This window comes from Haladaptatus salinisoli, assembly GCF_020614375.1.
In the GTDB taxonomy this organism is placed as follows: Archaea; Halobacteriota; Halobacteria; order Halobacteriales; family Haladaptataceae; genus Haladaptatus; species Haladaptatus salinisoli.
This window is the reverse complement of record NZ_CP085327.1, coordinates 1,531,336-1,542,989: the sequence shown is the minus strand read 5'-3', so window position 1 is coordinate 1,542,989 and position 11,654 is coordinate 1,531,336. Positions and strand designations below refer to the sequence as shown.

Here is an 11,654-nt window from a genome sequence, read left to right as displayed (position 1 = left end):
CTCTTTCGAGGGAATGACGGGCTTACTCGGGGGAATTGCACGCTTAAATCGGGGTCACATAATTAATTTGAAAATTACCGCCAGCTAAGCACTGGATAACAAAGTGTCGTCCGCGGTAATTTCGCACTCGTGTTACGTCCGGGTGGCGGTGGCATAGGTACAACAACGGATTGCGGGTCACAGGTGGCATGAGTTCGACTGATGGAACCCCTCAAGAACTGTCAGAAGATTTAATCTTCGACGTTCTGAAAAATCGACGGCGACGATACACGCTCCACTACCTCAAACAGCAAGGTCGTCCGGTCGAGCTGAGCGAGCTCGCCGAACAGGTGGCCGCGTGGGAACACGACACTACCGTCGAGGGGCTCTCCGCGAACGAACGGAAGTCCGTGTACACCTCGCTGTACCAGACGCATCTTCCGAAACTCGCGGACGCGGGCATCGTCGAGTACAACCAGAGCAGGGGGGTCGTCGAGCTCTCGGAGAACGCGGCGCAACTGGAGGGCTACCTGCGCCCGCAGGACGAGTTCCCGTGGATTCGATACTACCTCGGTCTCGCCATCGTGAGCGCGATACTCGTCCTCGCGGACTTCCTCGGTATTCCGCCGTTTACCACGATCCCGGACGAGATATGGGGGGTGCTCATCGTCGCCGCGTTCGCGCTCTCCGCGCTCGTCCACTACCTCCGGCGTCGGCAACTCGGAACGGGGGAACGACCTCCTTCGGCGCGGTAGGAGACTCGCCGCGAACCGGCGACCCACTTGGGGCGAGAAAGAAGGTATTTGACCCACGGACAAGTAAGCGACCACAATGTACGATTTCGTGGTTGTCGGCGCAGGTCCCGCCGGGTCGCGGTTCGCACGGCAGGCCGCGGACGCGGGATACGACGCGCTCGTCCTCGAACGAGGACGGGTGGGGACGCCGCTCGCCTGCTCCGGCCACGTAAGTACCGACATCTGGGCGTTCACCCCCGACGGTGCGCGCGAACACCTCCTCCAGAACGAAATCTACGGCGCGCGCTTCCACGTCGGCGGCCCCGACTCGCCGGAACACCCGTTCTACAAGGATACGGTCGTCTCCAACGTCATCGACCGCGTGGGTCTGGACCGCACGCTCGCGCGCGCCGCCAGCGATGCGGGCGCGGACGTGCGCGAAGACCACAGCGTGACGGACGTCGACGAACACGGCGAGTACGTTGACGTGACGGCGAGCACTCCGGACGGAACCGAGACGTTTCGCGGGAAGATGGTCGTCGGGTGCGACGGCCCCGTCTCCCGCGTCCGGCGGGAACTCGGCCTGCCGGAACCGGGCGAGAAGCTACAGGGCGTTCTCGGGTTCGCGCCCGACGCCCACAGCGGAAACTTCGTGGACGTGCATCTCACCGCCCCGAGATTCTTCGCGTGGCGCATCCCGCGCGGCGCGGCGGGCGTCGAGTACGGACTGGCCGCGCCGCCGGGAAGGAACGTCCGCGACCTGTTCGACCGCTTCACCGCCGAGTACGACGTGGAGACCGACCGCTTATGCGCGGGGATGATACCCATCGGCCCGCCGCCGCGCGTGACGGCTCACCGAGGATTTCTCATCGGCGACGCCGCCGCCCAGACGAAACCGTTCACCGGAGGCGGCATCCTCTACGGCATGACCGCGGCGGACCACGCGGTTCGAACCGTCGACCCCGACGACCCCGGCACGCTGGCCGATTACGAGCGAGCGTGGCGGCGGGACTTGAAAAACGAGATCCGACTGGGCCACTGGGTGCGCCGAGCGTACTCGCTTCCGGAGTCGGTTCAGACGGTCGGACTCAGGGCGCTGTCGGGCGAGATCGGCGTCCACATGGACAGACCCTCCTCGTTCTTCTCGACGGACCACCTGCGGAAACTGCTCAGGCGGGCGTAAGGGGTTCTCCCTCCGGCGGACTAACTCTCTCACCGAAACGGCAACGCGACCGCGACGAACGCGGCGAGAACGCAGACCCTCCTATCGCCGAGAAACGGGAGTCGGAGTCGCGTTCGCGCGTCCGGGGTTCGCCTTCGAGGACTTACAGGTCGTACAGCGCGCCGTACTTCTCGTTGACGTACTCCACGAAGTAGTCGGCGGTGAACTCCTCGCCGGTCGCCCGTTCGATGAGTTCGTCGGTGGTGTAGAGACAGCCGTACCGATGGACGTTTTCGGTCAGCCAGTCGTGGAAGTCGTCGAACTCGCCCTCCCGAATCTGGTCTTCGAGGTCGGGGATGTCCTCCTCGGCGCTGTCGTACAGTTGCGCCGCGAGGACGCTGCCGAGCGAGTAGGTCGGGAAGTAGCCGAAACTCCCGTGGCTCCAGTGGATGTCCTGCAGGCAGCCCTCCGCGTCGGTATCGGGGCGGATGCCGAGGTACTCCTCGTACTTGTCGTTCCAGAGTTCGGGCACGTCCTCGACTTCTATCTCGCCGCGTATGAGCGCCTTCTCTATCTCGAACCGCACCACGATGTGCATGTGGTAGGTCAACTCGTCCGCCTCGACCCGGATGAGATTGTCCTCGTACACGCGGTTGGCGGCCTCGTACACGTCCTCGACGGAGGCGTCTTCCACGTCCGGGAACCGCTCCTTGACGACCGGGAGGAATCGCTCCCAGAAGGCGCGCGACCGACCGACGTGGTTCTCCCAGATGCGGGACTGCGACTCGTGGGCCGTCAGGTCGCGCGACTGGCCGAGCGGCGTCCCGTAGTGTTCGTCCGGCAGCCCCTGCGTGTAGGTCGCGTGGCCGAACTCGTGGATGGTGCTCATCAACGCGCCGAGGGGGTCTTCCTCGTCGAAACGCGTCGTCACCCGCGCGTCGAACTGCGTTCCGCTGGAGAACGGGTGCGGCGCGGTGTCGAGTCGACCGCGGTTCCAATCGTAGCCTAACGTGTCCAGCACGTCCCGCGAGAGCTCTTCCTGCGTCTCCGTGTCGTAGGTGCCCTCGAACGGCGTGGCGAGCTCCACGTCGCTCTCGCGCACCGACTCGATGAGGGGGACGAGTTCGTCGCGGAGGCGGGCGAGCGTCTCCTCCGCGGTCTCGATGCCGAGGTAGGGTTCGTAATCCGCGAACAACACCTCGTAGGGGTCTTTGTCGGGGTCGATATGCTCGGCGTACTCCCGTTTTTGCTCGACTAACTTCTCCAGCGTCGGCGCGAACACGGAGAAGTCGTCCTCCGCTTTCGCTTCCTTCCACTTCGGCAGCGCCTCGGACGTGGTGCGGGATATCTCCTCGACCAGTTCGCCGGGGACGCGGGTCGCTCGCTCGTAGTCGCGGCGTACCTCCCGCACCACGGCGGCCTGTTCGTCGTCCAACTCCTGCGATTCGAGGTCGTCCAAGTAGTCGCCCATCTCGTCGTCGGTCAGCAGGTCGTGGGCGATCGCCGACAGGGCGGAGCGCTGCTGCGACCGGGCGGGCGTGCCGCCTTCGGGCATCATGACCTCCTGGTCCCAACCCAGGATTCCAGCGGCGTTCTGCACGTTCGAGATCCGTTTCACTTTCTGGAGAAACTCCTCGTACGTGGCGTTTTCTGTGGCGGCTTCGGTTGCCATCGTCCGGTGTTTGCTGTCACCGATTATCAATGAATGGGTTTCGGAACGAAATAGCTCCGAGGACGCACGCGGCCGAACGTCGATCGGATTTCGGCTCCCTCCGTCCGCGATTCGACTACGACACGCGCTCCGCCGCGTTCCGATAGATCCGATAGCAGCGTCGTAGCACGTCGACGCTGACGCTCTCGTCTTTCGTGTGCGCCTCGCCGGGCTCGGACGCGCCGCAGACGACGCAGGTCGTTCCGGCCTGCGCGAGCCACCCGGCGTCGGTCGCGTGCGGTTTCGTGACGTGCTCCGGGTCGCCGTCCTGCGCGTCGCGGGCCGCGGCGAGCACCGTCTCGGCGAACTCTGCGTCGTCGCACTCCATCGGCGGCAGGTCCTGTTCGACCGTCCACTCGACGCCCTCGACTTCCTCGACGCTCCCGAGGTCGGCGTGTTCGCCGGGAACCGTCCGCTCGTCGACGGTCACCTCGCAGGTGTCCGGAATGACGTTCCACGCGCTCCCGCCGTCGATTTCGGTGACGACGACGCTGCCGGAGATGTCGTGGCCGAGCACGGACACCGTCGGAACCTCGCAGTCGCGCACGATGCCGACCGCGTCGCACGCCCGGTAGATGGCGTTCTTTCCCGCGTCCGGCTCGCTGGCGTGCGCCGCCGTGCCGCTGGCCGTGAGGGTGCTCGCGCGCCTCCCTCGGTGTGCGACCACCACGTCGGTGACCCCCTGCTTCGAGTAGTTCGTGGACCCTTCGGCGACGATGGCGTAGTCCGGGGAGAAGCCGTGACCGATGGCGTGGCGCACCCCGTTCCCGCCGAGTTCCTCCCCGACGAAGCTCGCGAAGACGAGTTCGCAGGCGGGGTTCGCGTCGCGGAAGGCGAGCATCGACGCGACCACCGAGCCCTTCATGTCCGCGGTTCCCCGGCCGTAGAGTCGTCCGTCGCGGCCTTCGACGACGTACTCGCCGTCTTCGACCTGCGACGCGGCCGGCGGCACGACGTCGTGGTGGCCGACCAACGCTAGCGAGGTGCTCGACCCCTCGCGGTCGGCGTCGGGCGACGCCGACTCGGAACCCTCCCCGGGAGCGCCGACGCCCTCGGACGCGGCCGGAGAGTCGGTCGCCCTGCGGGCGATAACGTTCCCGACGCCGTCGCGGGTCACGTCGGCGTCCGTCTCGGCGCGAAGCCACTCCTCGATGTAATCGCCAGCCGCCGTCTCGCCCTCGTGGCTCGGAATCGACACGAGATCGTGGGTCAACTCGACCAGTTCGTCCATGCGACCCCCCAGTTTCCCCAGCGGCTTAGTTCCGCCGTCCTTGCCGACGGTTCGACGTCGGCCTCACCCGTAGTGTTCGCGGAGATACTCCACGATATCGTCGCTCTCGTACATCGACACCTCTCGGCGGGTGTCGACGAGGAACGGAATCTGATCGTCCCCGCCGAGCGCCTCCAGTTCCGACTGCGTCTGTTCGTTTTTCACGTCGCCCTCGTGCGACCGCGGGTTGTGTGCGACGTACGAGAGTCCGAGTTCCTGCATCGTCTCGCGAACGTTCGTCGAGTACGGACAGTCTTCGGCCTGGTACAGTTCGAGCACACTGGCCCTTCGACCCGAACCTCCGTTAGCGTTGTTGCTCGTCGCCCCCCATCGACGCCGCGAGCGACCACGCGATTCGCATCGGTCGAGCGCGACTCCACGCGACGACGACGACGCCGCCGACGAAGTCGAACACCAGGTCGAGGATGATGTCCTTCATGCCGAACTGGATGAGCACCGGCTTACTGCCCAGGGCGTTCGCCAGGAAACCCGACGTGAACTCGAGAACCTCCCAGAGCACGCCGAACGCGAGGGCGAACACGAGCACGAACAGGAATCGGAGTTCGCGGGGGAGTTCGACGCGCTCGGAGTGGAGTTCGACGGCCCGGAAGAAGGCGTAGCTGGTGCCGGCGACGACGCTGGCCGAGAGCGCGTGGGCGACCGAATCGTACCACGGGTACTGCTTGTACGGGCCGAGTATGCCGACCGCGTGGACGAAGACGGCCGCCGTGAGCCACAGCACGAACCCGGCGCTCATCGACACGTCCCAGTCCCGCCGGAGGAGCGCCGGAACGAACGTCACGAGCAGCGAGACGCCGCCGTTGACGGCGACCCCCACCTTGCCCCTGTAGATACCGTAGACGGTGAGCGCGAGGAGACCGACCTGCAGGAGCCGAACGAGACGGCGCTTGTACCGCTCGGGAACGCTCATCGGTCACCACCGCCGAGCAGGTCGATATCGGTGTCGACCGCCGAGAGGTCGAAGTACAGTTGGGAGGCGATACCGACGCCCGCGCCCACGCCCGTCGCGGCCACGAAGTCCCACATGAGGGCGTTCTGCGACCCGAGGTACTGCGTTCCGAGGAGGCGGCCGGCGTAGAACTGGACGACCGCCCAAGCGCCGACGGCGGCCATCGTCGTGAGCGCGACCAGCGTCACCGCGAACCACGGCGCGAGCCTCGCGGACGTGAACGTCGCCAGTTCCACGACGAGCACGAGGGCGATGGACGAGACGGCCAGCGAGAGCGCGACGCCGTCCAGCGCGGGCGGTCCGAACGCTCGGACGAATATCGGGGACAGGGCGAACAACAGCGTCTCCCACGGGAGCATCACGGACGAATCGCGCGCGGCGAGCGGCGGAACGACGGCGACGGCCACGAGGAGTGTGGCGAACCCGGCCCAGAGGAGCGCTCCGAAGGCGACCATCGCCGGAATCGACGCCGTCACCACCGCGACGAGCGCCCACGCGACGCGAGCGTCGCGCTTCCTCACGAGTGCGTCGAACGCGGCCATACGTGGCGTACGTTCGCCATCGGATTCAAACTGGTGCCCTATCTCAACAGGTGCGAACCGGATTTTCGTCGAGGCAACACCGAAGCAACGTCTCGGCGAGCGAGCAACCGCGGTAGCGAACGGCTCCGGTTCGGGCGTCGTAGTCGATCATCGCCGTGGCGGCGAGGCGGGGGAGGTGGACGTGACGAAGGCGGATCTCGGCGTTCGGGTCGTCTCGGAGCACGCCCGCCAGTTCCTCCACCGTCGCGGTGTCGTCCGGCGAGTCGGCGAGGTGGGAGAGAACGTCGCGTCGATCGGAGTCTGACAAGACGGTGAAAATCGTGTCGAGCGCAGCGGACTCTGACGTGGACATTGTCCCAAATGGAACGAATATTGCTCTAACAATTGCGCTTGCAAACGCAGGCCGACGGTTTCAGATGCCGCAGTCGTCGGTGAACTCGTACTCCCTGCGTCGGTCGAGTTTTCGGTCGATGGCATCGAGGAGCCACTCGTCTATCGTCTCGTCCGCGCAGTCGGCCTCGATTCGGTCGCGGGTTTCGGCGTCGACGGTGAGTACCAAGTGGGCGTGGCGCATCGAACGGAGTACGACACGGAGTCCCAAAAACGTGACTCCCACGCTGAAACCCTTATCAGGCTACCGTCCGAAGTTGCGTGCATGAACGTAGTGCCGGATACGAGCGCCGTCGTCGACGGCCGAATATCCCAGAAAGTCGACGCCGGCGACTTTGCGGGGGCGACGGTACTCATTCCCGAAGCCGTCGTCAGCGAACTCGAATCGCAGGCGAACAGGGGAGAAGAGAGCGGTTGGAACGGACTGTCGGAACTCCAGCGACTCGCGGACGCCGCCGACGCGGGCGACATCGACCTCGAGTACGTCGGCGTCCGACCGAAACCCGAGGAGCAGGGGTACGCCCACCGCGGCGAAATCGACGCGCTCATCCGCGAACTCGCGGACGAACACGACGCGACCTTCGTCACCAGCGACCTCGTCCAGAGCGAGGTGGCGCAGGCGAAAGGCTTGGAGGTGGAATACATCGCGCCGAAGACCCGCGACGTCGGTCGGCTCGGCGTCGAGGACTACTTCGACGAGCAGACCATGAGCGTCCACCTCCGGGCGGGCGTCCCCCCGATGGCGAAGCGAGGGGAGGTCGGCGAGATGCACTACCAGGAGATTCGCGACGACCCCTCGACCGACGACCAACTCAAGGAGTACGCCCAGGAGATAATCCAGAGCGCGAAACAGAGCAACGAGGGATTCATCGAGATCGACGAACCGGGGATGACCATCGTCCAGTTCCGCGACTACCGCATCGCCATCGCGGAACCGCCCTTCGCCGACGCGTGGGAGATCACCGCGGTTCGCCCGATCGTCAAGACGAACATGGAGGACTACGAGCACGCCGACGAACTCAAAGGGCGACTGCTCGAACGCCAGCGCGGCGTCCTCATCTCCGGAGCGCCGGGGGCCGGAAAGTCGACCTTCGCGCAGGCCGTGGCGGAGTTCCTCGCGGACAACGACTTCGCGGTGAAGACGATGGAGAAACCGCGCGACCTGCAGGTCGGCCCGGAGATCACGCAGTACACCGCGCTGGCAGGGGAGATGGAGAAGACCGCCGACTCCCTGCTGATGGTGCGCCCCGACTACACCATCTACGACGAGGTGCGGAAGACGGACGACTTCGAGGTGTTCGCCGACATGCGCCTCGCGGGCGTCGGGATGGTCGGCGTCGTCCACGCGACCCGGCCCATCGACGCGCTCCAGCGACTCATCGGACGCGTCGAACTCGGCATGATTCCGCAGATTGTCGACACCGTCGTCTACATCGAAGCCGGGCAGATAGAGAAGGTCTACGACGTGAAGACGCAGGTCAAGGTGCCCGAGGGGATGATGGAAGAGGACCTCGCGCGACCGGTCATCCTCGTCGAGGAGTTCGAGACGGGCACGCCGGAGTACGAGATCTACACCTTCAACCGACAGGTCGTCACCGTCCCGCTGCAGGAGGGCGAGCGCGACGAAACCGGCGTCTCCCGCCTCGCTCGACAGGAGATAGAGCGCGAGATACAGTCCGTCGCGCGCGGTCACGTGGACGTCGACCTTCAGGGGCAGAACAGGGCCGTCGTCTACGTTGACGAGAGCGACATCTCCTACGTCATCGGCAAGGGCGGCGGGCGAATCGACGACATCGAGAACCGCCTCGGCATCGACATCGACGTGCGAACCCACGACGAAAAACCGTCGTCGGTCGGCGACGGCGGGGCGGCCGCGACGCCCCGCGGCGACGTGGTGACGCCCGAAATCACGTCCCGGCACATCGTCATTCCGCTGGACGGCCACGCCGGGGAGACGGTGGAAGTGCAGGCCGACGGCGAGTACCTCTTCACCGCGACTGTCGGACGCGGCGGCGATATCCAAGTCTCGCGCGGCAGCGCCATCGCCGAGGAACTGGAGCGCGCCATCGACAGGAGCCACCAGATAACCGTCACGACGGCGTGAGAAAGGAAAAAGTCGGTTATTCGGCGCACTGAGCGTCCGCGGACTGGTCGGTTTCGACCTCGGTCGGGACGGTTATCTCGTAGAGATTCTGGCGGGCGTCCGCGAAGTAGATATCCTCCTCGACGACACCGATCTCCTCCAATCGTTCGAGCGCGTACCGAACCGTGCGCGCGGAGAGCATCGATTCGTTCACGATCTGTTTTTGGGTAAGCGACCCCTTGTACTCGAGAACTTTGAAGACGAGTTTCGCGCTCGGGGGTAGGTCGTCTATCTCTTCCCGCTCGGTCTGAGACATCATCGTTACGAATCGAAACACCCCATCGGCATAAAACTATTGAGAACGACTGACACGGTAACGCCCGGTTCAGTTCGAATAAAACTCCCGGTATTTCCGGCCGCAGTCGCCCGTCGCGCGGCGTAACGCCCCGAAACTCTCCTCGCACGAACGTTTATAACTTATCGAGCGACCAAACCCGTCGATGTCCGGAAGCGAGGGACGAGAACCGCGAAAAACGGGCCTACGAGAAGAACTTCAGCAGGTCGTCGCGCTTCTGCTCGTGGAGGTGGGTCTTGACGGCCTCGTTAAGCGGGTCGACGTTCCCGCGCTTCGCGCTGATGGGGGCGATGGTGTCCCGCCACTGCTTCCACGGCGGGTGCAGGCCGAGGCGGTCGCAGAGGTCGTCCAGCCGCTCGTCCCTGTCGTCCACCTTGTCCATCTTGTTCACCGCGACGACGACCGGAACGTCCACGTCCCGGAGGAAGTAGAACATCTCCACGTCGTGCGGAATCTCGCCCTCGCCGGAGTGGCGGTCGATGATGTCCACGACGCTCTTCCCGTCCACGACGAGGACGCCGACGAGGATGTCGTCCGCGTGTTCCTCTACGTACTGCACGATGTCGGTCTTTATCTGCTCGCGACGCTCTTCGGACACGCCGGACATGAACCCGAACCCGGGCAGGTCGGTGAGCACGAAATCCTCGCTGGCCCAGTCGAAGTAGTTCGGCTGGCGCGTGACGCCGGGTTTACCGCCCGTCTCGAAGCGGTGGCCCGTCAGCTCGCGCATCAGCGTGGACTTGCCGACGTTCGAACGCCCGACGAACACGATTTCGGCGCTTCTGTCGGGTCGGTTCTCGAACATACCCTCCCGTTTCCTCCGCCGACGCTTAACCGCCGTGTTTCGCGTTCGAGCCGTCCCTTATATCACCCTCGGCTCCTCATCGTAAACCGTGCGACTCGTACAGGTTTCCATCCCGACTGGCGAGCGCCAGACCGTCGTCGAGACGCTCGAATCCATCGGTATCGACTACTTTCTCACGGACGAGGCGGGGGGTCGCAAGTACACCGCCATCGCGACCTTTCCGCTCCCGCAGAACGCGGTTCAGTCGGTCATCGACGAACTCCACGACGCGGGGCTGAGCGACGACGCTCACACGGTCATCATCGACGCCGAGACGGACACGTCCCGCGAGTTCGAACAGCTGTCGAGGCGGTACGACGCGGAGAGCGGTACCGACCGAATCGCCCGCGACGAAATCCTCACGCGGGCGCGGGAGCTGTCGCCCCGGCTCCGAACGTTCGTCTTCATGACCGTCGTGAGCGCCGTCGTCGCGACGGCGGGGATGCTCATCGACTCGCCCGCCGTGGTGGTCGGGTCGATGGTCATCGCCCCGCTGGTCGGCCCGGCGCTCTCCGCGGGCGTCGGTACCGTGTTGAACGACCAGGGTCTGTTTCACCGCGGCGTGAAACTACAACTGCTCGGCGTCTTGGTCGCCATCGTCAGTTCGACCGTCTTCGCGTTCGTCGTGCGCAACCTCTACCTCTTCCCGCCGAACACCGACATTACGTCTATCTCTCAGATAAGCGGGCGACTGACGCCCGATTTCCTCTCGCTCATCGTCGCGCTCGGTGCCGGGGCGGCGGGCGTCGTCAGCCTCGCGGCGGGCGTATCCGTCGCGCTCGTGGGCGTGATGATCGCGGCGGCGCTCATTCCGCCCATCGCGGCGGTCGGTATCGGCATCGCGTGGTGGCAACCGACGATCGCGCTCGCCGCGGGCGTCCTCGTGCTGGTAAACGTCCTCTCCATCAACCTCTCGGCCATCGTGACGCTCCAGTACATGGGATATCGACCGAAAAGCTGGTTCCAAGTGGAACGTACCCGGTCGGAGATGGTTCGCCGAATCGGCGCTCTCGTCGTCGGCATCGCACTGCTCTCGCTCTTCCTCGGCGGCGTCACCTACTCGTCCTATCAGAGCGCGCAGTTCGAGCAACAGACGAATCGGGCGGTCGAGAGCGTCCTCTCCGAGTCCAATTATCAACAGGCGGAGAAAATCGAATTGCAAGTTCAGTACCGTGGGGGGCTTCCAATCGGCGACAGCGCGTACGCTCGCAATCTCCCGTTCCGCCAACCCGATCGCGTGGTCGTAACCGTGGGACGACCGGCGGACGGTCGCTACCCCGAACTCGCGGATCGGTTGCACGACCGAATCGAGCGCCGAACCGGACAGGACGTCCCGGTGCAGGTTCGGTACGTCGAAACCGACGAGTCTGCGGCCTGAGTACTTACCTCCCATCGTCGGGCGACGCGCACTCACCGCGAGTGCGGAGAACCGTCGACAACCGGCATCGAGAACGCCTCGACCGCGGAACCGTCGGTTCCGTCGAAGCCGAGACGACCGCGGGGGCCGACGCTGGCGGGAAGACGGAGGTCGGGGCCGGTGACGGTGGCGGTGACGACGAGGCGCGACCCGAGTAACGGCCTGAACGCTTTTATCTCGGCGTGTGGTCTTGCCTC

At 65.2% G+C, this 11,654-nt stretch carries 14 protein-coding genes; 5 read left to right on the top strand and 9 right to left on the bottom strand.

Features of this window, described 5'->3' with window-relative positions; all coding sequences use genetic code 11:
- Window positions 1-188: 188 nt before the first annotated feature.
- The gene (locus LIX00_RS08495) at window positions 189-734 is read left to right on the top strand and encodes a DUF7344 domain-containing protein (protein WP_227352766.1); all 546 of its coding nucleotides are present in this window, start codon (window positions 189-191) and stop codon (window positions 732-734) included.
- 76 nt (window positions 735-810) lie between these two features.
- The gene (locus LIX00_RS08490) at window positions 811-1,896 is read left to right on the top strand and encodes a geranylgeranyl reductase family protein (protein ID WP_227352765.1); all 1,086 of its coding nucleotides are present in this window, start codon (window positions 811-813) and stop codon (window positions 1,894-1,896) included.
- 142 nt (window positions 1,897-2,038) lie between these two features.
- Here the strand turns inward: LIX00_RS08490 and LIX00_RS08485 are convergent, their stop codons facing one another.
- The 7 genes from LIX00_RS08485 to LIX00_RS08455 all read right to left on the bottom strand — a co-directional run bounded on the left by LIX00_RS08485 (window position 2,039) and on the right by LIX00_RS08455 (window position 6,942).
- Window positions 2,039-3,547: a carboxypeptidase M32 gene (locus tag LIX00_RS08485; protein WP_227352764.1), complete on the bottom strand. Its 1,509-nt coding sequence runs from the start codon at window positions 3,545-3,547 to the stop codon at window positions 2,039-2,041.
- Between the two features lie 115 nt (window positions 3,548-3,662).
- Window positions 3,663-4,817: a M20 family metallopeptidase gene (locus LIX00_RS08480; RefSeq protein ID WP_227352763.1), complete on the bottom strand. Its 1,155-nt coding sequence runs from the start codon at window positions 4,815-4,817 to the stop codon at window positions 3,663-3,665.
- 63 nt (window positions 4,818-4,880) lie between these two features.
- Window positions 4,881-5,135: a glutathione S-transferase N-terminal domain-containing protein gene (locus tag LIX00_RS08475; RefSeq protein ID WP_227352762.1), complete on the bottom strand. Its 255-nt coding sequence runs from the start codon at window positions 5,133-5,135 to the stop codon at window positions 4,881-4,883.
- Window positions 5,136-5,160: 25 nt separating this feature from the next.
- Window positions 5,161-5,787, bottom strand: coding sequence for a DUF2238 domain-containing protein (locus LIX00_RS08470; RefSeq protein ID WP_227352761.1), 627 nt, complete (start codon window positions 5,785-5,787; stop codon window positions 5,161-5,163).
- Window positions 5,784-6,368, bottom strand: coding sequence for a hypothetical protein (locus tag LIX00_RS08465; protein ID WP_227352760.1), 585 nt, complete (start codon window positions 6,366-6,368; stop codon window positions 5,784-5,786). The genes LIX00_RS08470 and LIX00_RS08465 overlap by 4 nt, the downstream gene beginning before the upstream one ends.
- Before the next feature lie 43 nt (window positions 6,369-6,411).
- Window positions 6,412-6,720 carry a hypothetical protein gene (locus LIX00_RS08460; RefSeq protein ID WP_227352759.1) on the bottom strand — a complete coding sequence of 103 codons (309 nt, stop codon included), beginning with the start codon at window positions 6,718-6,720 and terminating at the stop codon, window positions 6,412-6,414.
- Between the two features lie 60 nt (window positions 6,721-6,780).
- Complete coding sequence (locus LIX00_RS08455; RefSeq protein ID WP_227352758.1) at window positions 6,781-6,942, bottom strand: hypothetical protein; 162 nt, start codon at window positions 6,940-6,942, stop codon at window positions 6,781-6,783.
- Window positions 6,943-7,023: 81 nt separating this feature from the next.
- On the opposite strand from LIX00_RS08455, the gene LIX00_RS08450 reads away from it, so the two are divergent.
- Entirely contained in the window at window positions 7,024-8,862 is a 1,839-nt protein-coding gene (locus LIX00_RS08450) for a PINc/VapC family ATPase (RefSeq protein WP_227352757.1), read from the top strand.
- 16 nt (window positions 8,863-8,878) lie between these two features.
- On the opposite strand, the gene LIX00_RS08445 is transcribed toward LIX00_RS08450, so the two are convergent.
- Together LIX00_RS08445 and engB are read right to left on the bottom strand one after the other, a co-directional pair.
- Complete coding sequence (locus LIX00_RS08445) at window positions 8,879-9,157, bottom strand: MarR family transcriptional regulator (RefSeq protein ID WP_227355680.1); 279 nt, start codon at window positions 9,155-9,157, stop codon at window positions 8,879-8,881.
- A gap of 223 nt (window positions 9,158-9,380) precedes the next feature.
- Window positions 9,381-10,001, bottom strand: coding sequence for a GTP-binding protein EngB (engB, locus tag LIX00_RS08440; RefSeq protein WP_227352756.1), 621 nt, complete (start codon window positions 9,999-10,001; stop codon window positions 9,381-9,383).
- A gap of 88 nt (window positions 10,002-10,089) precedes the next feature.
- On the opposite strand from engB, the gene LIX00_RS08435 reads away from it, so the two are divergent.
- Both LIX00_RS08435 and LIX00_RS08430 read left to right on the top strand, forming a co-directional pair.
- On the top strand, window positions 10,090-11,418 hold the full coding sequence (locus LIX00_RS08435; RefSeq protein WP_227352755.1) for a TIGR00341 family protein: 1,329 nt from the start codon (window positions 10,090-10,092) through the stop codon (window positions 11,416-11,418).
- 41 nt (window positions 11,419-11,459) lie between these two features.
- A complete protein-coding gene (locus tag LIX00_RS08430) occupies window positions 11,460-11,615 on the top strand; it encodes a hypothetical protein (protein WP_227352754.1) in 156 nt (51 codons plus the stop codon).
- Window positions 11,616-11,654 lie beyond the last annotated feature (39 nt).

Bases quoted from the DNA above. Each gene is read 5' to 3' on its own strand.
- LIX00_RS08460 (WP_227352759.1), bottom strand. From the start codon at position 6,720: ATGTCCACGTCAGAGTCCGCTGCGCTCGACACGATTTTCACCGTCTTG.
- LIX00_RS08465 (WP_227352760.1), bottom strand. From the start codon at position 6,368: ATGGCCGCGTTCGACGCACTCGTGAGGAAGCGCGACGCTCGCGTCGCG.
- LIX00_RS08455 (WP_227352758.1), bottom strand. From the start codon at position 6,942: ATGCGCCACGCCCACTTGGTACTCACCGTCGACGCCGAAACCCGCGAC.
- engB (WP_227352756.1), bottom strand. From the start codon at position 10,001: ATGTTCGAGAACCGACCCGACAGAAGCGCCGAAATCGTGTTCGTCGGG.
- LIX00_RS08490 (WP_227352765.1), top strand. From the start codon at position 811: ATGTACGATTTCGTGGTTGTCGGCGCAGGTCCCGCCGGGTCGCGGTTC.
- LIX00_RS08480 (WP_227352763.1), bottom strand. From the start codon at position 4,817: ATGGACGAACTGGTCGAGTTGACCCACGATCTCGTGTCGATTCCGAGC.
- LIX00_RS08470 (WP_227352761.1), bottom strand. From the start codon at position 5,787: ATGAGCGTTCCCGAGCGGTACAAGCGCCGTCTCGTTCGGCTCCTGCAG.
- LIX00_RS08485 (WP_227352764.1), bottom strand. From the start codon at position 3,547: ATGGCAACCGAAGCCGCCACAGAAAACGCCACGTACGAGGAGTTTCTC.
- LIX00_RS08495 (WP_227352766.1), top strand. From the start codon at position 189: ATGAGTTCGACTGATGGAACCCCTCAAGAACTGTCAGAAGATTTAATC.
- LIX00_RS08450 (WP_227352757.1), top strand. From the start codon at position 7,024: ATGAACGTAGTGCCGGATACGAGCGCCGTCGTCGACGGCCGAATATCC.
- LIX00_RS08445 (WP_227355680.1), bottom strand. From the start codon at position 9,157: ATGTCTCAGACCGAGCGGGAAGAGATAGACGACCTACCCCCGAGCGCG.